The following is a 25427-nucleotide window of genomic DNA, read 5'->3' as shown; positions in this document are numbered from 1 at the left end:
GGATTCGCTGTCTTGGCCCCGCATTAGATAACGGAATTATTGCAGCTGTGTGACAGGGTGTTGGCGGTTCTCGCGACATTCAATGACTGGGCCAGGCTTGACGGGGTGGCGGTTGCACCTGTAACCGACGCTTTACCCCCTCGATACGGTGAATCCTCATGCGGTGTGGACCAGGTGGACCTTGCTGAGGGGGTGCCGCGCCTCAGCCCACCGCTCAACGTAGCGCGTAATCCAGTACCACGCCCATGAACACCATCAGGCCGGCCCAGTGGTTGTGCAGGAACGCCTTGAAGCATGCGTCTCGATCCAGGCGGCGGGTGGACCAGAATTCCCAGGCGAAACAGCACGCGGCGCCCAGCAGGCCCAGGTAGAACCAGCCGCCGAGGGCGAAGCTGCTGCCGGCCAGCATCAGGCAGCCCAGCGAAAGGCCCTGCAAGCTCAAGATGATCACCCGGTCAGCCTCGCCGAACAGAATGGCCGTGGACTTCACACCGATCTTCAGGTCATCGTCGCGATCGACCATGGCGTAGTAAGTGTCGTAAGCCACCGTCCACAGCAGGTTGGCGATGTACAGCAGCCAGGCAGCGGCCGGCAGCTCGCCGCCGGCAGCGGTGAAGGCCATGGGGATACCCCACGAATAGGCGGCGCCCAGCACCACCTGTGGGTAGTAGGTGTAGCGCTTCATGAAGGGGTAGCAAAATGCGAGCGCGACGGCCGCGAACGAAAGCCAGACGGTTTGACTGTTGGTGCACAGCACCAGCAGGAAACTCACGCCTACCAAAACAGCAAACAGCGTCAGCGCTTCGCGGGGGCGTACACGCCCACTGGCCAAGGGTCGATCGGCGGTGCGCTTGACGTGTCCATCCACCTTGCGGTCGGCAAAATCATTGATGCAGCACCCGGCCGCGCGCATGAGCACCACGCCCAACCCGAAGATCAGCACATTGGCCAACGAGGGTGAACCCTGACCTGCAATCCACACCGCCGACAGGGTTGGCCAGAGCAGCAGATAAATGCCGATGGGCCTGTCCATGCGACTTAGCTGGACGAAGTCCCAGGCGCGCGGATGAAGGCGGTTCAGCGATTTGAGCAGTTGCAGGTACATCAGCGGGTATCCTCGCGTGCCACCTGCCACAACGCCGGCAGGAACACTTCGGCGACAAGCAGGTCGAGCTCATCTCGGGAGAAGCGTGAACGACGTGCCCACAAGCCTGGGCTTGCAACTTCAGAAGGTAGCCAGGCTTCGGGGTAGTGGCATACCTGCAGGGGATGGCGGGTGAACGCTCGATCGCAGAACAGCAGCTCGCCCAGCGAGCGACTGCCGAGCGATTCAAGGTCCAGGCCGCCACGTTCGAGCGCCGCACGGCTGGCTACGCTGCGGGCGAATACCCACGGCTGGCCATGCCCGCGCAGGAACACTTCCCTGACCCAACCCTGGGCACCGAGCGCGATGCCAAGGGCTTGGCATTCATCCTCGCGCAGCGGCTGCCAGCCTTCGAACAGGGGCGTTACGCAGAAATCGTCGCCGGACAGTCGGGTCAGCCGACGTGTGAGCGAGCCCTCATCGAACAACCAGTCCAGCATGGAGGGGGCGAGGCTGGCCTGCACCTGTGGATACGCTAGCCACGCGACAGCGGCTGCGTGCGGGGTTGGGTACGACACGTCGGTCTGCTTGTTACAACCAAAGAGGCCGCGAGCTTAGCATGAATGCCCCGACTGCTTGCATACTGCCGGCAGGGCCGCTACAAAGCCTCTCGATTGCACCTTGGCCCGTGAAGAGGCCGCAAGTCCAAACCCAAGCCGAGCCTGAACCGAGGAAAACCGTTCCGATGAAAAAGTGGCAATGTATTGTCTGCGGTCTGATCTATGACGAAGCCGATGGCTGGCCGGATGATGGGATCGCGCCCGGCACGCGTTGGGAAGACGTACCCGAAGACTGGCTCTGCCCAGACTGCGGGGTTGGCAAGAGCGACTTTGAAATGATCGCCATCGGTTGATCGAGGAACCCCCCATGACGCCTCCTGTAGTCATCATTGGCACCGGGCTTGCGGGTTACAACCTCGCCCGGGAATTACGCAAGTTCGATGCACTCACCCCCGTGCTGATGATCACTGCCGATGATGGGCGGTCCTACTCCAAGCCCATGCTCTCGACCGGCTTCGCCAAGCAGAAGGACGCCGAGGGGCTGTGCATGGCCGAGCCCGGCGCCATGGCCGAGCAATTGAACGTCGAGGTGCGCACCCATACGCGCATAACGGGTATCGACCCAGGCCACAGGCGCCTGTGGATTGGAGAGGAGGCAGTGCCCTATCGCGATCTCGTCCTGGCGCTGGGTGCACAGACCATCAGCGTGCCTGTGGAAGGTGACGCCAGCGACCTGATCTTCCCGATCAACGACCTTGAAGACTACGCGCGCCTGCGCGCCGCGGCTGACGGCAAGCAGCGGGTATTGATCCTGGGCGCCGGTCTTATCGGCTGTGAGTTTGCGAACGACATGCGTCTTGGTGGTTTCGAGGTTGATGTGGTCGCGCCCTGCGAGCAGATCATGCCCACCCTGTTGCACCCGGCAGCGGCCCAGGCGGTACAGAGCGGGCTACAGGGTATCGGCATTCGCTTTCATCTCGGGCCCGTGCTGACGCGCTTGCAGCGCCAGGGGCATGGCGTGCGTGCACAGCTGTCCGACGGCCAGGTCATCGCGTGCGACCTGGTCGTGTCGGCCGTAGGCCTGCGCCCACGAACGGACCTGGCTGCCGCAGCGGGCCTGCAGACTGGGCGGGGTATCTGTGTGGACCGATTCCTGCGTACCTCCCATGCCAATATCCACGCCTTGGGCGATTGTGCCGAGGTTGACGGCATCAACCTGCTCTACGTGATGCCGTTGATGAGTGGCGTTCGAGCGCTGGCGCAGACACTGACTGGCACCCCCACTGCCGTCAGCTATGGGCCAATGCCCATCACCGTCAAGACGCCTGCCTGTCCTGTGGTGGTGTCGCCACCGCCGAATGGGCAGATTGGTACGTGGCAGGCAGAGGGTGAGGGCAATGACGTCAAAGCGCTCTGCCACGCCGCCGATGGCCAGCTGATCGGGTACGCCCTTACCGGCAGTACCGTGATGGAAAGACTGACGCTCAACCGCCAGCTTCCACCCGTCATGGCGTAAATAGCGCACGAACTGTCATGTATGCCTTTTTTGCCTGTGCATTATGGCCGTACCGATACTGGCGCGGTACTCAAGCGCGTGCCATTCTCACACTCGTCTGCCGCGGCTTAGAGCCCGTGGCGCCTTGAACGCTGCCCTTGAGGCGGCACGGCATAACAACAAGAATTCCGTCAAAGAGGCTTCATTATCATGCGTAAACCAGAACTCGCCGCTGTCATCGCCGAGAAGACCGACCTGACCAAAGACCAGGCCAACGAGGTGCTGAACGCGATTCTCGAAAGCATTACCCAGGCTGTGAACAACGATACAGTGACGCTGGTGGGGTTCGGCACGTTCGAGAAGCGTCATCGTGGGGCGCGAACCGGTAAAAACCCGCAGACGGGTGAGCCCGTCAAGATCAAGGCAAGCAACACGGTAGCCTTCAAGCCAGGCAAGAACTTGCGCGACAGTATCAACGTGCCCGCCAAGCCTGCTAAAAAGACTAAATGACCTAGGCCTGTCAGCGGCATGACAATCAATCGGGCGCCCACAGCGCCCTTTGTCTTTGCACACGAAAAAAAATTCGTTGACCCCCTGCAAGGATCATAAAGCGGATAAACTGGCGCTCACAGTCACTTTTTAGACGAGACGCTCAAATGAAGTTCCGCTTACTTCTCTGGGTCATGGGCCTGCTGATGGCCAGGGCAAGCCGAAACAATCCGGCCTTCCAGCAGCAGCTCAAGGGCAAGGATCTGGTGTTCCAGATGCAAACCCTCGACGGCAAGATCGCTCGGCACTTCATCGTCGCCGACGAACGCATCCGTAGCAAAGGGGGCGCGTTCGCGCAGCCTGCCTTCGCCATCGCCTTCAAGGATGCTGCCTATGGCTTCACTACCCTGCAGGCGCGCAACAAGCAGCTGGCATTCATGCAGGGCATCCAGGACAAGGCGATCCAGATCAAGGGCAACCCGGCCTTGGTGATGTGGTTCCAGGGCCTGATGAAGTACCTGAAACCTAAAAAGAAGCATTGACCGCGCAGGGGTCGAGCGACGGCCCCAGTCAATCAGTGTGGCGCAGTGAACTGGGACGCAAGCTCGCGCAGCAAGGTCTCAGCCTCGAGTACCTTGTTCACGACATCATTGGCCTTGTCGCGGGAAAGCCCAAGACGCTCAAGCAATGCATCGGGAATCTCCTCTTTCGGGCCCGAGCCGATACCCCGTGAGCGAAGCAATCGAGTAGCGAGGAAAACCAGGTTGGGAAAGGCTGCATAGTCGCCCTCGTAGTTGGGGTCATGCTGGAAGCGCAGCGCCGTGGACAACTCCTCGGGCATGTCCCACAGCTTCATCAGCCAGGCACCAATTTGCTCGCGGCTGATCCCTAGAAGGTGGCGCTCCACATAGGTGTGGCACAGATGGGGATTGACCTCCAGATGCCGACAGATCAGCGAAAAATGCGGCGGAAACACATGTGCCAGCAGCAAGTACCCGAAATTGTGCAGAAGGCCGGCAAGGTAGGTGAGGCCTGCCTCAGGTCGTTCGGCACGGGGCATTGCACGGGTAAGGCCCTCGATGACAGCCGCTGTGTAGATGGAGTGCTGCCAGTAAGGCGTCGCTTGCTGAGGCTGGTCCTTGGGTAGGCTGAGCGTCTTGCCCATGGCCAGGCCCAAGGCCAGGTTGATCACCAGATCGAAACCCAGCACCCTGACAATCGCATCTTCGACCGAGCGTACCTTGCCGGGCGAGGCGTAATAGGGCGATGCCGCCCAGCTCACGACCTGCGCAGCCAGCGCCGGGTCGGTTTCCACCACCCCGGTGATATCGTCGATGCTGGCATTCGGGTCGACACGCAGCTTCATGATCTTCTGCGCGGTATCGGCCAGGGGCGGGATTTCGATGGTTTCTTCGAGCCGCTTTTGAATGCGTCGTGCAGTGAAGGCCTGAACTGCCTGGCTGATCTCGCGGGTGTCATCGTCCGGACGGTCCAGGTTCAGGGCAATGGCCTGCACCTCCTGCCCGAATGCGCTGGCGCTGGCTTTGCTCAGCAGGCGTTTGAACGGGTCACGGTCGATGGCCAGCAGCAGGCCTTCCTGGCCTGACTGAATGAACACGGTCGCGGGTTCGAGCAGGCTTTTTTCATACTGGCAAGGTGAGCTGGTCAGCGCCGGTATGCCCGGGAGAACCTTGAGATGGTGTTTTTCCAGCATTTGGCGCAAGCGGGGCACCGGCACAGCGGTGAGTGTCCGGCCAGTCAGCTCGGTGAGCCGGCTCAGGTCCAGCAGTTGGCTTTGCGGCAGCAGCACCATCAGTGCGCCCACCTCGTCGTCCAGCAGCACCGCCTGTACACAGGCTTGAGCCGGCGGGGGGGGATGCGCCAACACCTCACGGTAGGCAACGCCGAGCTTGTCGAGCAGCAACCGGATAACCGACGGTGTTTGTGGGGTTGCGGTGTCCAAGGCAGCTTGAGTCATGGTCCGTGTCCACTGGTTCCTAAAAGCGAAGTATAACCAGCCTCGCCGGGAGGCTGGATCCATTGACCACTTGGGTCAGACTTGGCCGTACTGTTGCCCGTGACGCAGCCAGCGTTCAAGCAAGGGGCTGACATGTTCCGGCCAGCGGGCCACCAATGCCTGGGCTGCATCACGAACGGCCGGGAGCAGATCGGCATCGCGCATCAGGTCAGCGACCTTGAACTGCAGCAGACCCGTCTGGCGCGTGCCGAGCATCTCGCCCGGGCCGCGCAGCTCCAGGTCCTTTTCCGCGATGATGAAGCCATCGTTGGTTTCGCGCATGATGCCCAGGCGCTCGCGGCCCACCTGTGACAAGGGCGGGTGATACAGCAGAACACAGTGGCTGGCAGCGCTGCCACGGCCCACTCGCCCACGCAACTGGTGCAGCTGGGCCAACCCCAGGCGCTCCGGGTTTTCGATGATCATCAGGCTGGCGTTTGGCACATCGACGCCAACTTCGATCACGGTCGTGGCCACCAGCAGCTGCAGATCACCGGCTTTGAATTGCGCCATGATCTCGGCTTTTTCTGCCGGTTTCATACGCCCGTGAATCAGCCCGACCCGCAATTCGCCCAGGGCGCTGCCAAGTTCCTCGTAGGTGCTCTCGGCGGCCTGGCAGGTCAGCTCTTCAGACTCCTCGATAAGGGTACAGACCCAGTAGGCCTGACGCCCTTCAGCGCAGGCGGCGCGTACCCGCTCGACCACTTCGAAGCGGCGGCTGTCGGCCACGAGCACCGTGTTGACCGGTGTACGCCCGGGAGGCAATTCGTCCAGCACGGAAGTATCCAGGTCAGCATAGGCGCTCATGGCCAAGGTACGCGGAATGGGCGTCGCCGTCATGATCAGCTGATGAGGACACAACTCGCCATTCACACCCTTTTTGCGCAACGCCAGACGCTGCTGGACGCCAAAACGGTGCTGCTCATCGATGATGGCCAGGGCGAGGTGCTTGAACTTGACCTCTTCCTGGAACAGGGCGTGGGTACCCACCACCATTGGCGCACCGGCGGCGATCTGCTCCAGTGCACTGACCCGGGCCTTGCCCTTGAGCTTGCCGGCCAGCCAGGCGACTTCGATGCCCAGTGGCTCCAGCCAGCGTTTGAAGGTGATGTAGTGCTGCTCGGCAAGAATCTCGGTAGGTGCCATCAGCGCCACCTGGTAACCCGCCTCCAACGCCTGCAGGGCTGCCAGTGCCGCGACCACGGTCTTGCCGGCGCCCACATCACCTTGCACCAAGCGCAGCATGGGTTCGTGCTGGCTGAGGTCGTAGGCAATTTCATTGGCGACCCGCTGCTGCGCCCCGGTAGGCTTGAAGCCGAGATTGGCCAGGTACTCGTCCTGCAGGCGGGAAGGCTTGGGCAGCACCGGCGCGCGCAAGCTGCGCAGGCTTTCGCGCAATCGCTGCTGCGACAGCTGGTGGGTCAGCAGCTCTTCGAATGCCAGGCGGTGCTGGGCCCAGTGGTGGCCTTCGGCAAGCTCATCGAGGTCGGCATCAGCCGGCGGGTTGTGCAAGTACCGTATGGCATCGTCCAACGGGGCCAGCTGATAATCGCGCGCAAGCTCCTCGGGCAGCCAGTCCGGCAGGCTGCGCGGCCCGAGCAAGGCCAGGCTCTGTTGGCAGAGCAGGCGTAGCCGTTGCTGGGTGAGCCCCTCGGTAGACGGGTAAATCGGGGTAAGCGTCTGTTCGACCGGCGGTGGCGGTTCGTCGCCGTTCAGTGCACGGTATTCCGGATGATAGATCTCCAGGCCCGATGCGCCCGGCCGGGCTTCGCCATAGCAACGCAGGTGAGTGCCGCGCTTGAGCCCTTCCTTCTGTGCGTTGCTGAAATGGTAGAAGCGCAGGCTCAGCACGCCGCTCCCGTCGCCCAGACGAACGACCAGACTACGTCGCTTGCCCATGGTCACGTCCGCGCCGCTGACCACGCCCTCGATCACCGCGTCCTGCCCTGGCCGCAGTTGCCCGATCGGCACCACGCGGGTGCGGTCCTGGTAACGCAAGGGCAGGTGAAACAACACGTCCTGCAGGTTTTCCAGGCCCACCTTGGCAAGCTTCTGCGCCATGGCGTCACCGACACCCTTGAGCACAGTGACCGGTACCTTCGACAACTCACTCATGGCTCAGGCAGTTTGCTCGGTGGGCGTTTTGGCGACCGAGCACAGGCGGATCGAGTCGGCAAGAATCTCGATGGCCTTGGGCCGCGGGAAACTGGCGCGCCACGCGATCGCCACGGTACGAAATGGCGCTGGTGCAGTCAGCGGACGCACTTCGATCACGCCCGGTGCGTAGTGGTGACTGTGCACGGCAGACAGCGGCAGGATGGAGACACCCAGCCCAGAGGCCACCATGTGGCGAATGGTTTCCAGCGAGCTGGATTCGACCGTGGTGTGGCGTGCGCCTTCACCGCCCTTGTTCAGGGTGGGGCACGCCTCCAGCACCTGGTCACGGAAGCAGTGACCCTCGCCCAGCAGCAACAGGCTCTTGTCGTTGAGCGATGCCGCATCGATGGTTTTCTTCGCCGTCCACGGGTGGTCGGCTGGCATCAGTGCGCAGAAAGGCTCGTCGTAGAGCGGCAGGGTCAGCACGTCGGCCTCGTTGAAGGGCAAGGCGACGATCACCGCATCCAGTTCACCGTTACGCAGCTTCTCACGCAGCACATGGGTGAAATTTTCCTCGATGTACAACGGCATCTGCGGGGCCACACGGTGCAGCTGTGGGATCAGGTGAGGAAAGAGGTAGGGGCCGACGGTGTAGATCGCGCCTACCTTGAGCGGTGCGGTCAATTGGTTCTTGCCGGCCTGGGCCAGTTCGCGGATGCCCTGAGCCTGTTCGAGCACTTTCTGGGCCTGGGCCACGATGCCTTCGCCAACCGGCGTGAGGCGCACAGCGCTCTTGCTGCGCTCGAAGATCAGTACGCCGAGCTCATCCTCGAGCTTCTTCACACCCACCGAAAGGGTAGGCTGGCTCACATGGCAACGCTCGGCTGCATGGCCGAAGTGCTGTTCCTGGGCGAGTGTGACGATGTAACGGAGTTCTGTGAGGGTCATAACGTGCGTCCATGAAGTTGCGAGCCCAGCATAGCGGCTGCAATCGATAGACGCACGTTATCAGACTTGCCGACTTGTGACAGAAACAAAACGTCAGCGGCGGTCCAGTGAGTACACGAACGGCGCGACGACTTCGATCGTCCCGTTGTTCAGCAGCTCAGCCGGCGGTTTGGGTACCTTGCCCGCTCGCCGAATCATTTCCATGGTTGCCCGGTCCAGGGACGCACTACCCGACCCACCGGCCAGTGAATACGACACGACCTTGCCCTCGGCATCGACTACGAAACGCAGGCGATTGATGCCCTGCAAGCCTCTGCGCCGCGCGTCTTCCGGGTACCGCTTGTACTTCGCCAGATGGCGCAACAGGTCACTCTGCCAGGTCGGCAGTGCGGTGCTGTTGGAGGCGACGCTCGGTGCGGGCGCTGCGGACTTCTGCGGCGGCGTATTGCTCGGTGGTGCGTCTACCGTTTCCTTGGTCGGCGGCGCTTCCTTCGGCGGCTCAGGCTTTTTCTCAGGCTTGGGCGGCTGTGGCTTGGCCTTCGGCTTGGGCGGCTTGGGAATGGCAATCTTGGGTTTAGGGGCTTCCACTACCTTCGGCAGCGGGGGTTCTTCGACCGGCGCCGGTGGCTGGGGAACTGCTTTGGGAGGGGGTGGTGGCGCAGGCTCCGGCAGCGGTGCCAGCTCGACCATCATGGCTGCCGGCGGCAGCTCGATGGCCTGGGGCACCGACCAGTTGAGCATGAGCAGCACAGCGACGGCATGGACACCCAGCACAAGCGCCAGGCTGCCGCTGTAACGCGCCAGATTGTGCCGCGTCTTCGTCATTTCTTGGCTGCCGTCTCAAGACCTACCAGACCGACTTTGAGGTAGCCGGCCGCGCGCATGTTATTCATCACTTCCATCAGGTCACCGTAGTCCACGCCTTTGTCGGCCTGGAAGAAGATGGTGGTGTCCTTGTCACCCTTGGTCTTGGCGTCCAGCATCGGGCCAAGGCGCTCGGGCGTTGGGACCGGGTCATCACCGACATAGAGCTTCTGGTCGGCCTTGACGCTGACGAAGACAGGCTTCTCGGGCCTGGGCGCCGGCTTGGCCGTCGAAGCAGGCAGGTCGACCTTGATGTCGACCGTGGCAAGCGGCGCTGCGACCATGAAGATGATCAGCAACACCAACATCACGTCGATGAACGGCGTCACGTTGATTTCGTGGTTTTCGGCGAGGTCGTCGCCACCTTCGTTAAGATGCAGGCCCATGGCTTACCCCACTTTCACCATGTGCGGGGCGGCGCGATCGCTGCCCTGATGGTCCAGGTCACGGCTGACCAGCAGCAGCACCTGGGCCGAAGCGTCGGACACCTGTGCCTTGTAGCCGGCGATGGAGCGGGCGAAGACGTTGTAGATGACCACGGCCGGGATGGCGGCAACCAGGCCCAGTGCGGTGGCCAGCAGCGCTTCGGCAATACCCGGGGCGACCACGGCGAGGTTGGTGGTCTGGGTCTTGGCGATGCCGATGAAGCTGTTCATGATGCCCCATACGGTGCCGAAAAGGCCCACGAATGGCGCAGTGGAACCAATGGTGGCCAGTACGCCCGTGCCACTGCTCATATTACGTCCGCTGGCGTGTACCAGTCGCTCCAGGCGGAAGCTCACACGCTCTTTGATGCCTTCCTTTTCGCGGGCATTGGCCGACAGGCGCATTTCCTCGAGCGCATCGTGAACCAGGGTGTGAGCCAGGGTGCCTTGCTTGTCGGAGACTTCGCTGGCTTCCTTGAGGCTGGCCGATTTCTTCAGGCGGGCTATTTCCCCACGCAGGCGGCGCTTGGCCCCCATCAACTCGAAGCCTTTGGCGATCCAGATGGTCCAAGTGATGATCGAGGCGATGGCCAGGCCGATCATGACGGCCTTGACCACGACATCGGCGTTCTTGTACATGCCCCACGGCGACAGGTCATGGGCCATGCCGAGCGAGGTATCTTCCACCAGGGCTTGCGCGTCAGGGTCTGCAGCAGCCGGAGCCTGTGCAACGGTACCCGGTGCCGCTTCACCGGCCGGAGCGCTAGCGGGCGCAGCAGCGCTGGCCGCCGGGGCCGTCACTGGGGCAGTGCCATTGGGCTCATCGGCCATGGCGACCGGGGCCAGCGCCAGGCTGAGAATCAGCGCAGCGGTGGCACGCCAGGCGCGCGATGGGGTTGGCGAAGCGGAAGGTTGGGTACGTGTCATGCTGGCCGGACCTGATGAAGATGATGGGTGAGCGTTCTTCAAGGCCTCGAGGCAGGCCGAGAACAATTTGGCCGCCATTATTGCAAGTAATTCTTGTTAACAAAAGTAATATTGTTGCTTTTTCTCCTGCAGACGGGCTGAGCAATCGGCCCTAGAGGGCTTCAGATGTCTGACTTGAGTGTGTTGATCGTAGGATGTGGGGACGTCGGCAGTCGCCTGGCTCGGCAGATGCTGACGCGTGGTTGGCAGGTCAGCGGCCTGCGCCGTTCGGTGGCGCAGTTGCCTGATGGCGTAGCGCCGATTGCGGCTGATCTGTCGAACCCGAACATCCCAGCTGCCTGGCCTGAGCGGGCACCTGACTACGTGGTGTATTGCGTGGCTGCCAGCCAGCATGACGAGGCAGGGTATGAGGCGGCGTATGTCCAAGGGTTGCGTCACGTGCAGCGCTGGCTGGCCGAGCGTGGGCACCAACCCCGACGCCTTTTGTTCGTGTCCAGCAGCAGCGTGTTTGGGCACAAGGGTGGGGAGTGGGTTGATGAGCAATCGGCCACCGAACCTGAGGGGTACTCGGGGCGCATCATGCTCGAGGCTGAAAGGCTGGCGCTGTCCGGTGCTGCGCCAGCCAGCGTGGTTCGCCTGACCGGCATCTACGGGCCAGGCCGAGAGTGGCTGTTGCGTCAGGTGCGTCAGGGTTATCGCGTCGCCGAGCAACCGCCGTTGTATGGCAACCGTATTCACGTGGACGATGCTGCCAGCTTGCTGGCATTCCTGCTGCAATGCGACAGCCAAGGCAAGGCGCTGGACGATTGCTACATCGGCGTGGACGATAGCCCGGCGCCGCTGGCTGAAGTCGTGGCCTGGCTGCGTGAGCAGTTGGGGGTTACGCAGTGGTCCGATGAGGAGCGTGTGCGTCGCACGGGCAGCAAGCGCTGCAGCAACGCCCGCGCGCGGGGGCTGGGGTGGTCGCCGCAGTACCCCAGTTACAAGGAAGGTTACGCAGCGATCCTCGGGCAATGATCGCCTGGCCGGCGCGCAGGTAGCTTACGTGCTATCTGCGCGCCGGCTGGGGTATCGTCAGTTGTGTTGCAGCAGCCACTGGCGCTTGCCGGCTGCGAGCATCGGCATTTCATCCGGCTGGGCGCGGTTTACCGCCTGGAAGATTTCCAGCTGATTGCCATTGCGCTTGATGATGAACGGTGCCCCGAGCTGGTTGCGCTCCAGCCACAGGCTGTCATTGCTGCCGCCCATCGTTGCGCAATCACCGGCCAGGCACAGGGCGAAACGATCCGGACCGGGCAGGCCGGTGACGTTGCCGCTGTCGCTGAACGTTACGTTGGCGCCCTTGCCTGGGCCCTCCATGATTGTCCAGGCGCCGCCGAGATAAGCCTGGTACAGCGCCTGCTCGAAGCTGCTGCCCAGTGGCGCATTGTTGCCACTGGGCGTCTTGGCACGCTCGAAGCGCTGTTTCGCGCCTTGCTGGTCGACTGTTTGCAGTTCATCGCCGTCCAGCGACAATTGCTCGGTGGCACCGCCATCGAAGGTGGCCAGCCACTGCTTGTCATTGGCGCTGAGCTGACCGTCCGAGGCCTCGAACCCATTGCTGTAGCTGGCGCGCTGGGTGGCAACATCGAGCTTCCACTCGAAGACCGGGCCATGCTCATTCAGGGCCTGGCGAAGGTTGCCTTGCTTGACGGCCGCAGTGATGGCGTCCTGATTGATCCAGGTGCCGTTGAAGTCTTCAGGTTTGTGGCTGGCGCAGCCGCCTAGGACCAGGGCTGCCAGCGTAAGAGGCAATGCTATGCGCATGTCGGGAACCTTCCAGGAGAGAGAAGGCGGCGAGGGCAATGCCCGCCGCCTGGGGCATCACTCGATGACGAGGATGGCGTCCATCTCGACCTGCGCGCCTTTTGGCAGCGCGGCCACGCCGATGGCGGCGCGAGCGGGGTAAGGCTGCTCGAAGTAGCGACCCATCACCTCGTTGACCTTGGCGAAATGGCTCAGGTCGGTCAGGAAGATGTTCAGCTTGACGATGTCCTTGAACGAACCGCCTGCTGCTTCGGCCACAGCCTTGAGGTTCTCGAACACCTGGACGGTCTGGGCCTCGAAGCCTTCGACCAGTTCCATGGTCTTGGGATCCAGCGGGATCTGGCCAGACATGTACACGGTGTTACCGGCCTTGATCGCCTGCGAATAGGTGCCGATGGCGGCAGGGGCCTTGTCGCTGTTGATGACGGTCTTGCTCATGATGACTCCTTGCGGTTGGCGGACTACGTACGCATGCGGGTGATGCGAACCACACCGGTCAGGGTACGCAGCTTCTTGATCACACGCGCCAGGTGCACGCGGTCGTGCACGCTGACCACCAGTTGGACCACGCTGATACGGCCGTCGCGTTCGTCCATGCTGATCTTCTCGATGTTGCCATCGGCCGCGTTGACGCTGCTGGCCAGCAAGGCAATCAGGCCGCGCTGGTGCTCCAGCTCTACGCGCAATTCGACGTTGAATTCGCCAGTGATGTCCTTGGCCCAGGAAAGCTGGACGCATTTCTCGGGGTTGTGGCGAATTTCACTGATGTTTCGGCAGTTCTCAAGGTGCACGACCATGCCCTTGCCCGCCGAAAGGTGACCCACGATCGGGTCGCCCGGAATCGGCGTGCAGCACTTGGCATAGCTGAGCACCAGGCCTTCGGTACCGCGAATCGCCAGCGGACCTTCGGGGGCCGGCAGTTGCTCGCCTTCTGCAGACAGCAGACGGCGCGCGACCACGTAGGCCATGCGGTTGCCCAGCCCGATGTCTTCAAGCAGGTCTTCAATCAACTCCAGGCGGTATTCGCTGAGGATTGCCTGCACGCGCTCGCGGGGAATCTGCTCCAGCGCGCTGTCGAAACCAGTCAGTACCTTGTTGAGCAGCCGCTCGCCCAGGCTGATGGATTCGGAGCGGCGCTGCTGCTTGAGCGCATGGCGAATATGTGTGCGCGCCTTGCCGGTGACCACGAAATTGAGCCACGCCGGATTGGGTCGAGCCCCCGGTGCGCTGACGATCTCTACCGTCGAGCCACTCTGCAACGGCTCGGAGAGCGGTGCCAGGCGTCGGTTGATACGGCATGCGATGCAGCTGTTGCCAACGTCGGTGTGCACCGCGTAGGCGAAGTCCACGGCAGTGGAGCCCTTGGGCAGCTCCATGATGCGGCCTTTGGGCGTGAAGACGTACACCTCGTCCGGGAACAGGTCGATCTTGACGCTCTCGATGAACTCCAGCGAGTTGCCTGCACGCTGCTGCAATTCAAGGATGCCTTTGACCCACTGCCTGGCACGGGCATGGTTGCCCTTGGGCTGCTCATCCCCATTGGCCTTGTACAGCCAGTGCGCAGCGATACCGTTATTGGCCATCTCTTCCATTTCGCGCGTACGGATCTGGATTTCGATGGGCACGCCGTGCATGCCGAACAAGGTGGTGTGCAACGACTGATAGCCGTTGGCCTTGGGAATGGCGATATAGTCCTTGAACCGCCCTGGCAGCGGTTTGTACAGGTTGTGCACGGCACCGAGGACGCGGTAGCAGGTATCGACCTTGTCGACGATGATGCGGAAAGCATACACGTCCATGATCTCGTTGAAGGCGCGACGCTTGCCGCGCATCTTCTTGTAGATGCCATAGAGGTGTTTTTGCCGGCCACTGATCTCGCCTTCGATACCGTCGGCAGCCAGGCAGTTGGCCAGCGACTGCTCGATCTTGGCAACGATTTCCTTGCGGTTGCCCCGTGCACTTTTGACGGCGCGATGAATCAGCGACGAGCGCATCGGGTGCATGGCCTTGAAGCCAAGGTCTTCGAACTCGACGCGTACCGTGTGCATCCCCAGGCGGTTGGCGATGGGGGCGTAGATCTCGAGGGTTTCCTTGGCAATCCGGCGTCGTTTCTCGCCGGACAGCACTTCCAGGGTGCGCATGTTGTGCAGACGGTCGGCCAGCTTGACCAGGATCACGCGAATGTCGCGTGCCATGGCCATGGCCATTTTCTGGAAGTTCTCGGCTTGCGCCTCGGCCTTGGTTTCGAAGTTCATCTGGGTCAGCTTGCTGACGCCGTCCACCAGCTCGGCAACCGTCTCGCCAAACTGCTGGCTGAGGGCTTCCTTGGCAATGCCGGTGTCTTCGATCACGTCATGGAGCATGGCCGCCATCAGGCTTTGATGGTCCATGTGCATGTCGGCAAGGATGCTGGCCACGGCCAACGGGTGCGTTACGTAGGGCTCGCCACTGCGGCGACGTTGCCCATCGTGCGCTTGTTCTGCGTAGAAGTAGGCACGCCGTACCAGGTTGACCTGTTCGGGGCCCAGGTAAGTCGACAGCCGTTCGGCCAAGGCCTCTATACCCGGCATGGCTTAGCCTCCTGCCGAGATAGGGGGCCTTGCGCCTTGCGACGTCGACCGGGCATCAATCAGACAGCCTCGTTCGACTCGTCCTCGAACGCGGCAAAGACCGGATCCTCGGTGACAATTTCTTCAGCGGCGATGAATTCGTTGGTCACGATGCCTTCGGCGATTTCGCGCAGGGCAACGACGGTGGGCTTGTCGTTTTCCCACGCAACGCGTGGCTCTTTACCGCCGGTCGCCAGCTGGCGAGCGCGCTTGGTCGAGAGCATGACCAGCTCAAAACGGTTATCCACGTGTTCCAGGCAGTCTTCAACAGTTACGCGGGCCATGGTCTTCCTCAGTAGCAAATGCGGTAGGCGTGCAGCCCATTAGTGGGCAGGCGGACTCGATAGTATAAAAATTCACCAGCCAATAGGGAAGCGCTGTTTTGTCGAGCGCCGCCGTGCGGTGCGCTGCGAGTCATTCAGGTACTGCGGTGCACGTCCGCGTTTGCCAGGCCTGACGATACCTCTGGGACGCAGTGCAAGGACCGCCATAGACGCCTTGCAATGGCCCCGACAATAACCTCAGAGCATTGCGTCGCGCAACCGCGGGGTGAGCTCCTCGAAAAGGGTTTGGACCGAGCGCAGCGCGCGGCAGTCCGGTCGGGTCAAGAGCCACAACTGGGTGTCGCAACCTGGCAGCGGCCCGCTGAGTGCATCGACCCCTGGCAGGCTATGCACCATGTAGTCCGGCAGCGCTGCCACGCCCAGGCCAGCGGTGACCAGTTGGGCAATGGTGGACATGCCGCTGCACTGGTAGCGCGGGCTCAGGCCAGGGTGTTGCTGGTTGCGCCAGACCACCGTCGGATGGTCCTGCATGGCGTCATCCGGCGCGATCCATGGCACCGCGCTGGCGCTTTCATCGAGGCGGTCGCGCCAATGGGGTTGGCCGCATATCACGTAGGAAGTCGAGCCCAGCTTGCGCCCTACCAGGTGCTCAGGCGGCGTGTTGGTCAGGCGCAGGGCGATGTCTGCATCTCGCCGGCTGAGGTTGGCAAACACGTTTGAGGTGCCCATCTCCAGCGACAGCGCGGGGTAATTCTGCATGAAGTCGGCCAGTGCAGGCAGCAGCAGGCTGTGCATGACGGCCTCAGTGCAGGTCAGCCGCACGGTGCCGCTGACGACCTGTTCACCGCTGGTCATGGCAATGCGCGCCGCCTCGAGTGCTTGCTCGGCGCGCTCGGCCTGCTCGGCGAGGGCCTGTGCAGTATCGGTAGGCAAGTAGCCTTTGCGGCTCTTGACGAACAGAGCCGTGCCCAGCGCCGACTCCAGGCGGCGTATCGACCGGAAAACGGTCGATACATCCACTTTGAGCAACTCGGCCGCCTTGGCCAGAGAGCGCCCGCGTTCCAACGCCAGAACCAGGGAAAGGTCGGCATGGGTGATTTGATATTGCATCGGTGCACGCTCTCGTTGCCGAATTGCCAATGTCTGTTGCGTCAGGGCCATTTTATAGTGAAACGACCCCCGGGAATCAATGCGCCCGCTGCGGTTATCAATCCCCACGATGGGAAAGTGAAAACAACAACAGCTGCAACCATCGTCGCCTACCAGGCGCCAGCCGTCTCTCCACATCGCCGCAGCCAAGCAAAGGATGTACAGCCATGACGTCGGTAGCCCCGTGCGCCCGTTCCTCACGCGAGATGAATGACTTCCTGCAGGCACACCCCGACACCCAGTACGTCGACTTGCTGATTGCCGATATGAATGGAGTCGTGCGCGGCAAGCGCATCGAGCGGGCCAGCTTGCACAAGGTGTATGAGCGAGGCATCAACCTGCCGGCATCGCTGTTTGCGCTAGACATCAACGGCGCCACCCTAGAAAGCACCGGGCTGGGCCTGGATATGGGCGATGCCGATCGCATCTGCTACCCCATTGCCGGTACGCTTGCGCACGAGCCCTGGCAGAAGCGTCCCACCGCCCAGTTGCTCATGACCATGCACGAACTGGACGGTCAGCCGTTCTTCGCTGATCCGCGCGAGGTCTTGCGTCAGGTCGTGAGCCGGTTCGACGCGCTGGGCCTGACCCTGTGCGTTGCGTTGGCGCTCGAGTTCTACCTGATCGACCAGGACAACCTCAATGGCCGACCGCAGCCGCCGCGCTCGCCGTTATCCGGAAAGCGTGCCCATTCGACCCAGGCCTACTTCATCGACGACCTGGACGAGTACGCCGACTGTTTGCAGGACATTCTCGAAGCGGCAAAGGCCCAGGGCTTGCCGGTGGATGCCATCGTCAAGGAAAGCGCGCCTGCGCAGTTCAAGGTCAATCTGCATCACGTGGCCGACCCTCTGAAAGCTTGTGATCAAGCGATCCTGCTCAAGCGCCTGATCAAGAACGTTGCCTACGACCACGAAATGGACACGACATTCATGGCCAAGCCCTATCCCGGCCAGGCGGGCAGTGGTCTACATGTTCACCTGTCGCTGGTGGAAAAACACAGCGGCAGGAACCTCTTTGCAAGCGAAGACCCACTGAGGTGCGACGCGCTGCGCCATGCTATCGGCGGCATGCTGCAGACGCTCCCTGCGTCCATGGCCTTCCTGTGCCCGAACATCAATTCGTATCGCAGGTTCGGCGCCCAGTTCAATGTGCCAAATGCCCCAGGCTGGGGCTTGGATAACCGTACCGTCGCCCTGCGTGTACCGACAGAAAACAGCCGAAGCACGCGCCTGGAACATCGCGTGGCAGGTGCAGACGCCAATCCCTATCTGATGCTTGCGGTGATTCTTGCTGGCGTTCACCATGGCCTGACCCACCAGATCGAGCCGCAGGCGCCCATTGAAGGCAATGCTTTCGAGCAACTGGAGCAGAGCCTTGCGAACAACCTGCGCGACGCGTTGCGCGCGCTGGAAGACAGTGGCGTACTCAGGCAATACATCAGTGCGCACTACATCGATATCTTCGTGGCCTGCAAGGACAGCGAGCTGGCCGAATTCGAGGCGTCGATTTCCGACCTCGAATACAACTGGTACCTGCACACCGTGTAGCGCCAAGGCGCCTGCATGAGGCCAGGGGAAGGTTTCGCAGCGGGCTCTGAGTGGGCAGGCCTTGGCGAGAGGCTTGTTAAAAACAATTCCAACATCTACGGCTGATACTCATGAGCGATTACACAGAAGCCGGCCGCCCACCCGATGTGGCGGCTGGCGAAAGCATCCAACAGGGTGGCAAGGGCCTGGCCAAGGGCCGATTGGGGCTGTTGGCCAGCGTGGTGCTGGGCATCTCCACCATTGCGCCGGTCTACACCCTTACCGGCGCCTTGGGCCCGACCGTGCGCGAGGTCGGGGCTCACCTGCCAGCGGTGTTCATCGTCGGGTTCCTGCCCATGCTGCTGGTCGCCCTGGGCTATCGCGAGCTGAATTCGGCCGAGCCGGACAGCGGTACGTCGTTCACCTGGTCGGCGCGAGCCTTCGGCCCGATGATCGGGTGGATCGGCGGTTGGGGGCTGGTGGTGGCGACTACCATCGTGCTGTCGAACCTGGCCGGTGTGGCGGTGGATTTCTTCTACCTGTTCCTCGGCCAGATCACGGGCAACCCTGAACTGGCGGCGCTTGCCGACAACTTGCTGATCAACATCGTGACCTGTTGCGTGTTCATTGCCTTGGCCGTGTGGATCTGTTGCCGAGGCATGACCACGACCATGACCGTGCAGTACGGTCTGGTGGCGTTGCAACTGCTGGTACTGGTGGGCTTCGCCTTCGCAGCGTTTGGTGAAACAACGGCGCCACCACCCCTGGCGTTCGATTTCGCCTGGTTCAACCCGTTCGGGGTCGAATCCTTCTCGGCGTTCGCCGCCGGCCTATCGTTGTCGATCTTCATTTTCTGGGGCTGGGACGTATGCCTGACCGTCAGTGAAGAATCGGTAGGCAGCGAAGAGGTTCCGGGCAAGGCAGCCACCTGGACCGTGCTGTTGATTCTGGGCCTCTACTTGCTGACGGCCATTGCCACCTTGCAGTTCGCCGGCATCAGCGAGTCGGGGCTGGGCCTGAACAACCCGCGCATCCAGGAAAACGTGTTCGCCCACCTGGCCGGCCCGGTCATGGGGCCGCTGGCAATCCTGATGTCCATCGCGGTACTGGCCAGCACTGCCGCTTCCTTGCAATCGACCTTCGTCTCGCCTGCGCGCACCCTGCTTGCCATGGGCTATTACGGGGCGGTACCGCAGAAGTTTGCCAAGGTCTGCCCGCGCTCACAGACGCCGCGTTACGCCACGATCTGCGCCGGGGTAGCCGCCGGACTTTTCTACGTCACCATGCGCACGCTCAGCGAGAACGTACTGGCCGACACCATCACCGCCCTGGGCATGATGATCTGCTTCTATTACTCACTCACGGCCTTCGCCTGCGTCTGGTATTTCCGCAGCAGCCTGTTCGGCAGCCTTCGGCATTTGCTCATGCGCGGGCTGTGCCCTTTGGTGGGCGGGGTCATCCTGTCGGTGATCTTCGTGCGCACGGCCATAGACAGCGCCTCGCCGGACTTCGGCAGTGGCTCGCACGTGGGCGGGGTTGGGCTGGTGTTCGTGATCGCGGCGATCATCTCCGTCCTGGGGATCGTGTTGATGCTGATGTCCCGGCTGAGAGCCCCGGCCTACTTCCTGGGGGCCACGCTGCGTCAGCACGCCACCTTGCCGTTGCAGGACTAACCAGGGCCCGGGCCCTGCCTACGACGTGCTGAAGGTCATGCAAGGGCCTCCCAGGAGGCCCGTGCACATCAGCCGATCAACTGCTCGAGCAGCGCCCCATGACGGTGTTGCTGCTTCTTCAGGAGCAGGCGATTGGCACGGAACACGGCCTTCAAGTCCGCCAGTGCCGTATCGAAAACATCGTTGATGATCACGTAGTCGTACTCGTCGTAATGCACCATCTCGCTGACGGCCTCTTTCATGCGCCCGGCGATGATTGCGTCACTGTCCTGGCCTCGGCCATCAAGGCGCTCGCGCAAGGCGGCCTGGCTTGGCGGCAGGATGAAGACCGACAGCGCCTGTGGCATCAGCTTGCGTACCTGCTGCGCGCCTTGCCAGTCGATTTCCAGGATCAGGTCGAAGCCTTGGTCCAGCGTCTGCTGCAGGGCGCTGCGCGAGGTGCCATAGAAGTTGCCGAACACCTCGGCATGCTCCAGAAAATCGCCCTGTTCGATCAGTGCCCTGAACGCATCATGCTCGACGAAATGGTAGTTCACACCATGCTGCTCGCCAGGACGCATGGCGCGGGTAGTGTGCGAGACGGAAACACGGATCTGCTTGTCGTCCTGGGTCAGGGCGTTGACCAGGCTGGTCTTGCCGGCGCCGGACGGAGCGGAAACGATATAGAGGGTGCCGCTGGTGTGGTTCATGGTCGGTGTGGCCTTACTCGATATTCTGTACTTGTTCACGCATCTGCTCGATCAGTACCTTCAAGTTGACCGCCGCCTGCGTGCTGCGGGGATCGAAGGCTTTGGAACCGAGCGTGTTGGCTTCGCGATTGAGTTCTTGCATCAGGAAATCCAGGCGACGCCCGGCGGCACCTGCACCCTTGAGTACGCGTCGTACTTCGGCGACATGGGTGTCGAGGCGATCAAGCTCCTCGGCCACGTCGCTCTTCTGGGCCAGCAGGACCATTTCCTGTTCCAGGCGCTGCGGGTCGATTTCAGCCTGAAGGTCGTTGAAGCGGTCCAGGATCTTCTGACGTTGCGTGGCCAGCATCTGCGGCACCAGCGCTCGCAGCGTCGTGACCTCTTCGGCCATGCTGTCCAGGCGCTCGTTGATCAGACGGGCCAGTTCCTGGCCTTCGCGCTGACGCCCGGCCTTGAGTTCGGCAAGCGCGTCGTTGAACAGTGCCATGGCCTGGGCATTGAGTGCCTGTGGGTCGCTGGCATCAGCGACCAATACGCCTGGCCAGGACAGCACTTCCAAGGGGTTGAGCGGCGCCGGCTGCTGGATCAACGCCGCCACTTGCTCGGCGGCGGCCACTAGCTGCGCAGCGCGCTCGCGGTCGACCTGCAACGGCTTGCCGCTGCTGTCCTCGTTCAGGCGCAGGGTGCACTCCACCTTGCCTCGGGAAAGGCCTTGGCGCAGGCCTTCACGCACGCCACCTTCAAGGTCGCGCAGGGCGTCGGGCAGGCGCAGGTGCGGCTCCAGGTAACGGTGGTTGACCGAGCGCAGCTCCCAGACCAGGGTGCCTTGGCTGCCGGCGCGCTCGACCCGTGCGAACGCGGTCATGCTGTGCACCATGGGGGTACCTCGCGTATAGGTTGGACATTGCAGCCTGCTGGCTGCGAGGCGCAGGATTGTAGCGCACTGGGGCCTTGCGGCCCAATGCGCCGCTGCGCCTGAGCGACGGACAGGACCGCCGCAAATGCAGGCGCGCTGGACTGTCAGCGACGATAGGCGTGTCCTCACTAGGCTACGGGCTCTATAATGCCTGCCAGATTCAATGTCCCAGTACAGGTATCCCAGATGAAACGTCCAAGTGGTCGCGCCGCCGATCAGCTCCGCTCGATCCGCATCACCCGCAACTACACCAAGCACGCCGAAGGGTCGGTACTGGTCGAGTTCGGTGACACGAAAGTAATCTGCACGGTCAGCGTGGAAAACGGCGTGCCGCGCTTTCTCAAAGGCCAGGGCCAAGGTTGGTTGACCGCCGAATATGGCATGCTGCCACGCTCGACGGGTGAACGTAACCAGCGCGAAGCCAGCCGTGGCAAGCAAGGTGGTCGCACGCTGGAGATCCAGCGCCTGATCGGCCGCTCATTGCGCGCGGCGCTGGACATGAGCAAGCTCGGTGACATTACGCTTTACATCGATTGCGACGTCATCCAGGCCGATGGCGGCACCCGTACAGCCTCCATTACCGGTGCCATGGTTGCCGTCTGCGATGCCCTGGCCGTGATCAAGAAGCGTGGTGGCCTGAAGGCGGGCAATCCGCTCAAGCACATGATCGCCGCCGTGTCGGTGGGTATGTATCAGGGTGAAGCGGTGCTCGACCTGGACTACCTGGAGGACTCGGCAGCCGAAACCGACTTGAACGTGGTCATGACCAGCGCTGGCGGGTTCATCGAGGTGCAAGGCACGGCAGAAGGTGCGCCGTTCCAGCCAGAAGACTTCAACGCCATGCTTGCCCTGGCGCAGAAGGGCATGGACGAGATCTTCCAGCTGCAGCAAGCCGCGCTGGCAGACTGAACCTGATCAGGAGGGTGCAGGCATGACCGATCCGAATCTTTCGATCATCCCGCCCAGTGCCGAGGTCAGGCAGTGGGCGATGCTCTGCCACCTTTCCGCGCTCCTTGGCCTGGTGATCCCGCTCGGGCACCTGCTGGGGCCGTTGGTGCTGTGGCATCTGAAGCGCGAGCAGGACCCGTTCATCGATGCGCAAGGCAAGGAAGCGCTGAATTTCCAGATCAGCGTGACCGTGGCAGGGTTCATCTGCCTCCTGCTGATATTCGTGGTGATCGGGCTGGTGCTGTTTGCCGTGCTGTCAGTGGCGGTGATGATTCTGATCGTCATTGCTGCGGTACGGGCCAACGAAGGCAAGCCTTACCGCTACCCGATGATCTGGCGACCGATCAAATAGCCAGGTGGGGCTGCAAGGCAGCCCCACTGGTTGCTCAGATGGTCAGCGTCCAGTCGTAGTCGACGATCAACGGCGCATGCTGGGAGAAGCGCGGCTGGCGTGGCAAGCGCGCGTTGCGCACGAAGCGGCGCAGGCCGGGGGTAAGGATCTGGTAGTCGAACCGGTAGCCCAGGTTCAGCATTTCGGCCTGCTCGTTGTCCGGCCACCAGCTGTATTGGTCACCCTCACGGCTGACTTCTCGCAGGGCATCCACGTAACCCATCTCGCCGGTAATGGCATCCATCCAGGCACGCTCTGGCGGCAGGAAGCCCGGCGACTGCTGGCTGTCACGCCAGTTCTTGATGTCGAGCTTCTGCTGGGCCACATAGAACGAGCCGCAATAGATGTACTCGCGGCGCTTGCGACGCTGCTTGTCCAGGTACTTGGCGAAGTCGTCCATCAACTTGAATTTCTGGTTCAAGTCTTCATCCCCGTTCATGCCCGAAGGCAAGAGCAGGCTGGCAATACTGACTTTGTCGAAATCTGCTTGCAGGTAACGCCCGTAACGGTCGGCTGTCTCGAAGCCCAGGCCGGTGATGACTGCCTTGGGCTGCATGCGCGAATAAAGGGCCACACCACCTTGGGCAGGCACCTCCGCGTCGCAGGCATAAAGGAAATAGCCATCGAGCTGGAAAGCTGGGTCATCGAGTTCAAAGGCCGAGGCGCGGGTATCCTGAAGGCAGATGACGTCGGCATTCTGGGCCTGTAGCCAGCTGAGCAAACCACGCTCGGCCGCAGCCTGAATGCCATTAACGTTCACACTGATGATCCGCATAAATGGCCCCATAAATCTCGTGCGTGTATGATACCCGAGCTCAACCCATTTAGCTAAATCCGTGGTGTCCGGGACTTTCCATGCAGCCGTATCAGCGCGACTTCATCCGTTTTGCCATCGATCGCGGGGTCCTGCGTTTCGGTGAATTCACTCTCAAGTCTGGGCGTACCAGCCCGTACTTCTTCAACGCTGGCCTGTTCAACACAGGTTCGGCGCTGGCCGAGCTGGGGCGTTGCTACGCCGCCGCCATCGTTGACAGCAAGATCTCGTTCGACGTGCTGTTCGGCCCGGCCTACAAGGGTATTCCCCTGGCCGCGACCACTGCCGTCGCGCTGGCTGACCAGCATCGGCAAGACGTGCCCTGGTGCTTCAACCGCAAGGAAGCCAAGGACCACGGCGAAGGCGGCAGCCTGGTCGGTGCGCCCCTGGCAGGCGATGTGCTGATCATCGACGACGTGATCACTGCCGGTACCGCCATTCGCGAAGTCATGCAGATCATCAAGGCACAGCAGGCCAACGCCGCTGGGGTGCTGATCGCATTGAACCGTGAAGAGCGTGGCAATGGTGAGCTCTCGGCCATCCAGGAAGTGGAGCGCGACTTCGGCATACCGGTGGTCAGTATCGTCTCGCTGACTCAGGTACTGGAGTTCCTGGCTGACGACCCGCAACTCAAGCAGCACCTGCCGGCGGTTGAGGCCTATCGGGCGCAGTACGGGATCTGACCCAGGGCCTGGAAGCGAAAAAGGCGACCTCGGTTTGAGGTCGCCTTTTTTGTGTCGCCAGTTTGGCCCTGTCACCGGTTGCCGGCGACAGGGCCATGCAGGTCAGGAAAGCGACTTGTGGTTGGTGATCAAGGTACCCACGCCGCTGTCGGTGAAGATTTCCAGCAGCACCGCGTTCGGCACGCGGCCATCGATGATGTGTGAGCTGTTCACGCCGCCTTGCACCGCATCCAGGGCGCATTTGATCTTCGGAAGCATGCCACCGTAGATGGTGCCGTCGGCGATCAGCTCGTTGACCTGCTCTGTGGTCAGCCCGGTCAGGACCTGGCCCTGCTTGTCCATCAGTCCAGCGATGTTGGTCAGCAGCATCAGCTTCTCGGCCTGCAGCGCTTCGGCGACCTTGCCTGCTACCAGGTCAGCATTGATGTTGTAGGACTCGCCATTGATGCCGACGCCGATGGGGGCGATCACGGGAATGAAATCACCCTTGACCAGCATGTTCAGCAGGTCGGTGTTCACGCTCACCACTTCACCCACATGGCCGATGTCGATGATCTCGGCGGTGGTCATTTCCGGCGTCTGGCGGCTGACGGTGAGCTTGCGTGCACGGATCAGCTCCGCGTCCTTGCCGGTCAGGCCGATGGCGCTGCCGCCGTGCCGGTTGATGAGGTTGACGATGTCCTTGTTGACCTGGCCGCCCAGTACCATTTCCACAACGTCCATGGTCGCCGAATCGGTCACGCGCATGCCGTCGATGAAATGGCTTTCGATGGAGAGACGCTTGAGCAGATCACCGATCTGCGGGCCGCCACCGTGCACCACCACCGGGTTGATGCCCACGGCCTTCATCAGCACGATGTCGCGGGCGAAGCCCGTCTTGAGCTCCTCGCTTTCCATCGCGTTGCCGCCGTACTTGATCACCAGCGTCTTGCCGACGAAGCGGCGAATGTAGGGCAAGGCTTCGGACAGCACTTCGGCTACGTGGGTGGCGGCATCGCGATCGAGGGTCATGCAGGGCTCCTGTGAGGGC

The 25427-nt window shown here is 62.1% G+C and carries 27 protein-coding genes; 10 read left to right on the top strand and 17 right to left on the bottom strand.

Annotated elements, in window-relative coordinates:
- Positions 1-214: 214 nt before the first annotated feature.
- Complete coding sequence (ubiA, locus tag CWR53_RS22240) at positions 215-1105, bottom strand: 4-hydroxybenzoate octaprenyltransferase (RefSeq protein ID WP_100852503.1); 891 nt, start codon at positions 1103-1105, stop codon at positions 215-217.
- Positions 1105-1662, bottom strand: coding sequence for a chorismate lyase (locus CWR53_RS22235; RefSeq protein ID WP_100852502.1), 558 nt, complete (start codon positions 1660-1662; stop codon positions 1105-1107). Before CWR53_RS22235 ends, ubiA begins: the two co-directional genes overlap by 1 nt.
- Positions 1663-1829: 167 nt before the next feature.
- Here CWR53_RS22235 and CWR53_RS22230 point away from each other — a divergent pair, with 167 nt between their 5' ends.
- From CWR53_RS22230 to CWR53_RS22215, 4 genes are all read left to right on the top strand, one after another.
- Entirely contained in the window at positions 1830-1997 is a 168-nt protein-coding gene (locus CWR53_RS22230) for a rubredoxin (RefSeq protein ID WP_023532601.1), read from the top strand.
- 14 nt (positions 1998-2011) lie between these two features.
- Entirely contained in the window at positions 2012-3160 is a 1149-nt protein-coding gene (locus CWR53_RS22225; RefSeq protein ID WP_100852501.1) for an NAD(P)/FAD-dependent oxidoreductase, read from the top strand.
- A gap of 189 nt (positions 3161-3349) precedes the next feature.
- The gene (locus CWR53_RS22220) at positions 3350-3649 is read left to right on the top strand and encodes an HU family DNA-binding protein (RefSeq protein WP_058602763.1); all 300 of its coding nucleotides are present in this window, start codon (positions 3350-3352) and stop codon (positions 3647-3649) included.
- A gap of 146 nt (positions 3650-3795) precedes the next feature.
- Positions 3796-4170 carry a helicase gene (locus tag CWR53_RS22215; protein WP_100852500.1) on the top strand — a complete coding sequence of 125 codons (375 nt, stop codon included), beginning with the start codon at positions 3796-3798 and terminating at the stop codon, positions 4168-4170.
- Between the two features lie 32 nt (positions 4171-4202).
- On the opposite strand, the gene CWR53_RS22210 is transcribed toward CWR53_RS22215, so the two are convergent.
- From CWR53_RS22210 to exbB, 6 genes are all read right to left on the bottom strand, one after another.
- Positions 4203-5606 carry an aminoacyl-tRNA deacylase and HDOD domain-containing protein gene (locus CWR53_RS22210; RefSeq protein ID WP_100852499.1) on the bottom strand — a complete coding sequence of 468 codons (1404 nt, stop codon included), beginning with the start codon at positions 5604-5606 and terminating at the stop codon, positions 4203-4205.
- Between the two features lie 75 nt (positions 5607-5681).
- Entirely contained in the window at positions 5682-7760 is a 2079-nt protein-coding gene (gene recG, locus CWR53_RS22205; protein WP_023532570.1) for an ATP-dependent DNA helicase RecG, read from the bottom strand.
- A gap of 3 nt (positions 7761-7763) precedes the next feature.
- Positions 7764-8690 carry a hydrogen peroxide-inducible genes activator gene (locus CWR53_RS22200; RefSeq protein ID WP_023532770.1) on the bottom strand — a complete coding sequence of 309 codons (927 nt, stop codon included), beginning with the start codon at positions 8688-8690 and terminating at the stop codon, positions 7764-7766.
- A gap of 93 nt (positions 8691-8783) precedes the next feature.
- Positions 8784-9515: an energy transducer TonB gene (locus CWR53_RS22195; RefSeq protein ID WP_027913359.1), complete on the bottom strand. Its 732-nt coding sequence runs from the start codon at positions 9513-9515 to the stop codon at positions 8784-8786.
- Positions 9512-9940, bottom strand: coding sequence for a TonB system transport protein ExbD (exbD, locus tag CWR53_RS22190; protein WP_058602766.1), 429 nt, complete (start codon positions 9938-9940; stop codon positions 9512-9514). The genes CWR53_RS22195 and exbD overlap by 4 nt, the downstream gene beginning before the upstream one ends.
- Before the next feature lie 3 nt (positions 9941-9943).
- Complete coding sequence (exbB, locus tag CWR53_RS22185) at positions 9944-10906, bottom strand: tonB-system energizer ExbB (protein ID WP_058603072.1); 963 nt, start codon at positions 10904-10906, stop codon at positions 9944-9946.
- A gap of 165 nt (positions 10907-11071) precedes the next feature.
- Here exbB and CWR53_RS22180 point away from each other — a divergent pair, with 165 nt between their 5' ends.
- Positions 11072-11923, top strand: a complete 852-nt coding sequence (locus CWR53_RS22180; RefSeq protein ID WP_058602767.1) for an SDR family oxidoreductase — start codon at positions 11072-11074, stop codon at positions 11921-11923.
- A gap of 57 nt (positions 11924-11980) precedes the next feature.
- Here the strand turns inward: CWR53_RS22180 and CWR53_RS22175 are convergent, their stop codons facing one another.
- From CWR53_RS22175 to CWR53_RS22155, 5 genes are all read right to left on the bottom strand, one after another.
- Positions 11981-12712 (bottom strand): hypothetical protein, encoded by a 732-nt coding sequence (locus CWR53_RS22175; protein WP_100852498.1) that lies wholly within the window; start codon positions 12710-12712, stop codon positions 11981-11983.
- Positions 12713-12769: 57 nt separating this feature from the next.
- Complete coding sequence (locus tag CWR53_RS22170) at positions 12770-13150, bottom strand: RidA family protein (RefSeq protein ID WP_009684531.1); 381 nt, start codon at positions 13148-13150, stop codon at positions 12770-12772.
- Positions 13151-13173: 23 nt separating this feature from the next.
- Positions 13174-15282: a bifunctional GTP diphosphokinase/guanosine-3',5'-bis pyrophosphate 3'-pyrophosphohydrolase gene (spoT, locus tag CWR53_RS22165; RefSeq protein ID WP_027913364.1), complete on the bottom strand. Its 2109-nt coding sequence runs from the start codon at positions 15280-15282 to the stop codon at positions 13174-13176.
- Positions 15283-15341: 59 nt separating this feature from the next.
- Positions 15342-15605 carry a DNA-directed RNA polymerase subunit omega gene (gene rpoZ, locus CWR53_RS22160; protein ID WP_012312123.1) on the bottom strand — a complete coding sequence of 88 codons (264 nt, stop codon included), beginning with the start codon at positions 15603-15605 and terminating at the stop codon, positions 15342-15344.
- 237 nt (positions 15606-15842) lie between these two features.
- Positions 15843-16715 (bottom strand): LysR family transcriptional regulator, encoded by an 873-nt coding sequence (locus CWR53_RS22155; protein WP_100852497.1) that lies wholly within the window; start codon positions 16713-16715, stop codon positions 15843-15845.
- Between the two features lie 206 nt (positions 16716-16921).
- Here CWR53_RS22155 and CWR53_RS22150 point away from each other — a divergent pair, with 206 nt between their 5' ends.
- Both CWR53_RS22150 and CWR53_RS22145 read left to right on the top strand, forming a co-directional pair.
- Positions 16922-18304 carry a glutamine synthetase family protein gene (locus CWR53_RS22150; protein ID WP_100852496.1) on the top strand — a complete coding sequence of 461 codons (1383 nt, stop codon included), beginning with the start codon at positions 16922-16924 and terminating at the stop codon, positions 18302-18304.
- Between the two features lie 110 nt (positions 18305-18414).
- Positions 18415-19956, top strand: coding sequence for an APC family permease (locus CWR53_RS22145; protein ID WP_100852495.1), 1542 nt, complete (start codon positions 18415-18417; stop codon positions 19954-19956).
- Positions 19957-20024: 68 nt separating this feature from the next.
- Here the strand turns inward: CWR53_RS22145 and gmk are convergent, their stop codons facing one another.
- Together gmk and CWR53_RS22135 are read right to left on the bottom strand one after the other, a co-directional pair.
- The gene (gene gmk, locus CWR53_RS22140; RefSeq protein ID WP_027913368.1) at positions 20025-20645 is read right to left on the bottom strand and encodes a guanylate kinase; all 621 of its coding nucleotides are present in this window, start codon (positions 20643-20645) and stop codon (positions 20025-20027) included.
- A 13-nt stretch (positions 20646-20658) separates the two neighbouring features.
- Entirely contained in the window at positions 20659-21522 is an 864-nt protein-coding gene (locus CWR53_RS22135; RefSeq protein WP_058602772.1) for a YicC/YloC family endoribonuclease, read from the bottom strand.
- A gap of 225 nt (positions 21523-21747) precedes the next feature.
- Here CWR53_RS22135 and rph point away from each other — a divergent pair, with 225 nt between their 5' ends.
- Positions 21748-22470 carry a ribonuclease PH gene (gene rph, locus CWR53_RS22130; RefSeq protein ID WP_023532860.1) on the top strand — a complete coding sequence of 241 codons (723 nt, stop codon included), beginning with the start codon at positions 21748-21750 and terminating at the stop codon, positions 22468-22470.
- Between the two features lie 22 nt (positions 22471-22492).
- Complete coding sequence (locus tag CWR53_RS22125; protein WP_023532399.1) at positions 22493-22861, top strand: DUF4870 domain-containing protein; 369 nt, start codon at positions 22493-22495, stop codon at positions 22859-22861.
- 34 nt (positions 22862-22895) lie between these two features.
- Here CWR53_RS22125 and CWR53_RS22120 read toward each other — a convergent pair whose 3' ends face one another.
- Positions 22896-23675, bottom strand: coding sequence for an exodeoxyribonuclease III (locus CWR53_RS22120; protein ID WP_023532406.1), 780 nt, complete (start codon positions 23673-23675; stop codon positions 22896-22898).
- Positions 23676-23755: 80 nt separating this feature from the next.
- Here CWR53_RS22120 and pyrE point away from each other — a divergent pair, with 80 nt between their 5' ends.
- Positions 23756-24397 carry an orotate phosphoribosyltransferase gene (pyrE, locus tag CWR53_RS22115; protein ID WP_058602773.1) on the top strand — a complete coding sequence of 214 codons (642 nt, stop codon included), beginning with the start codon at positions 23756-23758 and terminating at the stop codon, positions 24395-24397.
- Positions 24398-24499: 102 nt separating this feature from the next.
- Here the strand turns inward: pyrE and argB are convergent, their stop codons facing one another.
- Complete coding sequence (argB, locus tag CWR53_RS22110) at positions 24500-25408, bottom strand: acetylglutamate kinase (protein ID WP_023532327.1); 909 nt, start codon at positions 25406-25408, stop codon at positions 24500-24502.
- Positions 25409-25427 lie beyond the last annotated feature (19 nt).

Origin of the sequence: Pseudomonas sp. SGAir0191, assembly GCF_002812565.2 — a bacterium.
GTDB lineage: Bacteria > Pseudomonadota > Gammaproteobacteria > Pseudomonadales > Pseudomonadaceae > Aquipseudomonas > Aquipseudomonas parafulva_B.
Note: the sequence above shows the minus strand (reverse complement) of the source record. Positions and strands in the feature narration are given on the sequence as shown.

Bases quoted from the DNA above. Each gene is read 5' to 3' on its own strand.
- argB (WP_023532327.1), bottom strand. From the start codon at position 25,408: ATGACCCTCGATCGCGATGCCGCCACCCACGTAGCCGAAGTGCTGTCC.
- CWR53_RS22150 (WP_100852496.1), top strand. From the start codon at position 16,922: ATGACGTCGGTAGCCCCGTGCGCCCGTTCCTCACGCGAGATGAATGAC.
- CWR53_RS22200 (WP_023532770.1), bottom strand. From the start codon at position 8,690: ATGACCCTCACAGAACTCCGTTACATCGTCACACTCGCCCAGGAACAG.
- CWR53_RS22210 (WP_100852499.1), bottom strand. From the start codon at position 5,606: ATGACTCAAGCTGCCTTGGACACCGCAACCCCACAAACACCGTCGGTT.
- CWR53_RS22180 (WP_058602767.1), top strand. From the start codon at position 11,072: ATGTCTGACTTGAGTGTGTTGATCGTAGGATGTGGGGACGTCGGCAGT.
- pyrE (WP_058602773.1), top strand. From the start codon at position 23,756: ATGCAGCCGTATCAGCGCGACTTCATCCGTTTTGCCATCGATCGCGGG.
- CWR53_RS22170 (WP_009684531.1), bottom strand. From the start codon at position 13,150: ATGAGCAAGACCGTCATCAACAGCGACAAGGCCCCTGCCGCCATCGGC.
- recG (WP_023532570.1), bottom strand. From the start codon at position 7,760: ATGAGTGAGTTGTCGAAGGTACCGGTCACTGTGCTCAAGGGTGTCGGT.
- exbB (WP_058603072.1), bottom strand. From the start codon at position 10,906: ATGACACGTACCCAACCTTCCGCTTCGCCAACCCCATCGCGCGCCTGG.
- ubiA (WP_100852503.1), bottom strand. From the start codon at position 1,105: ATGTACCTGCAACTGCTCAAATCGCTGAACCGCCTTCATCCGCGCGCC.
- CWR53_RS22195 (WP_027913359.1), bottom strand. From the start codon at position 9,515: ATGACGAAGACGCGGCACAATCTGGCGCGTTACAGCGGCAGCCTGGCG.
- CWR53_RS22125 (WP_023532399.1), top strand. From the start codon at position 22,493: ATGACCGATCCGAATCTTTCGATCATCCCGCCCAGTGCCGAGGTCAGG.
- CWR53_RS22215 (WP_100852500.1), top strand. From the start codon at position 3,796: ATGAAGTTCCGCTTACTTCTCTGGGTCATGGGCCTGCTGATGGCCAGG.
- rpoZ (WP_012312123.1), bottom strand. From the start codon at position 15,605: ATGGCCCGCGTAACTGTTGAAGACTGCCTGGAACACGTGGATAACCGT.
- CWR53_RS22135 (WP_058602772.1), bottom strand. From the start codon at position 21,522: ATGGTGCACAGCATGACCGCGTTCGCACGGGTCGAGCGCGCCGGCAGC.
- CWR53_RS22230 (WP_023532601.1), top strand. From the start codon at position 1,830: ATGAAAAAGTGGCAATGTATTGTCTGCGGTCTGATCTATGACGAAGCC.
- exbD (WP_058602766.1), bottom strand. From the start codon at position 9,940: ATGGGCCTGCATCTTAACGAAGGTGGCGACGACCTCGCCGAAAACCAC.
- CWR53_RS22120 (WP_023532406.1), bottom strand. From the start codon at position 23,675: ATGCGGATCATCAGTGTGAACGTTAATGGCATTCAGGCTGCGGCCGAG.
- CWR53_RS22225 (WP_100852501.1), top strand. From the start codon at position 2,012: ATGACGCCTCCTGTAGTCATCATTGGCACCGGGCTTGCGGGTTACAAC.
- spoT (WP_027913364.1), bottom strand. From the start codon at position 15,282: ATGCCGGGTATAGAGGCCTTGGCCGAACGGCTGTCGACTTACCTGGGC.
- CWR53_RS22155 (WP_100852497.1), bottom strand. From the start codon at position 16,715: ATGCAATATCAAATCACCCATGCCGACCTTTCCCTGGTTCTGGCGTTG.
- CWR53_RS22175 (WP_100852498.1), bottom strand. From the start codon at position 12,712: ATGCGCATAGCATTGCCTCTTACGCTGGCAGCCCTGGTCCTAGGCGGC.
- rph (WP_023532860.1), top strand. From the start codon at position 21,748: ATGAAACGTCCAAGTGGTCGCGCCGCCGATCAGCTCCGCTCGATCCGC.
- CWR53_RS22145 (WP_100852495.1), top strand. From the start codon at position 18,415: ATGAGCGATTACACAGAAGCCGGCCGCCCACCCGATGTGGCGGCTGGC.
- gmk (WP_027913368.1), bottom strand. From the start codon at position 20,645: ATGAACCACACCAGCGGCACCCTCTATATCGTTTCCGCTCCGTCCGGC.
- CWR53_RS22220 (WP_058602763.1), top strand. From the start codon at position 3,350: ATGCGTAAACCAGAACTCGCCGCTGTCATCGCCGAGAAGACCGACCTG.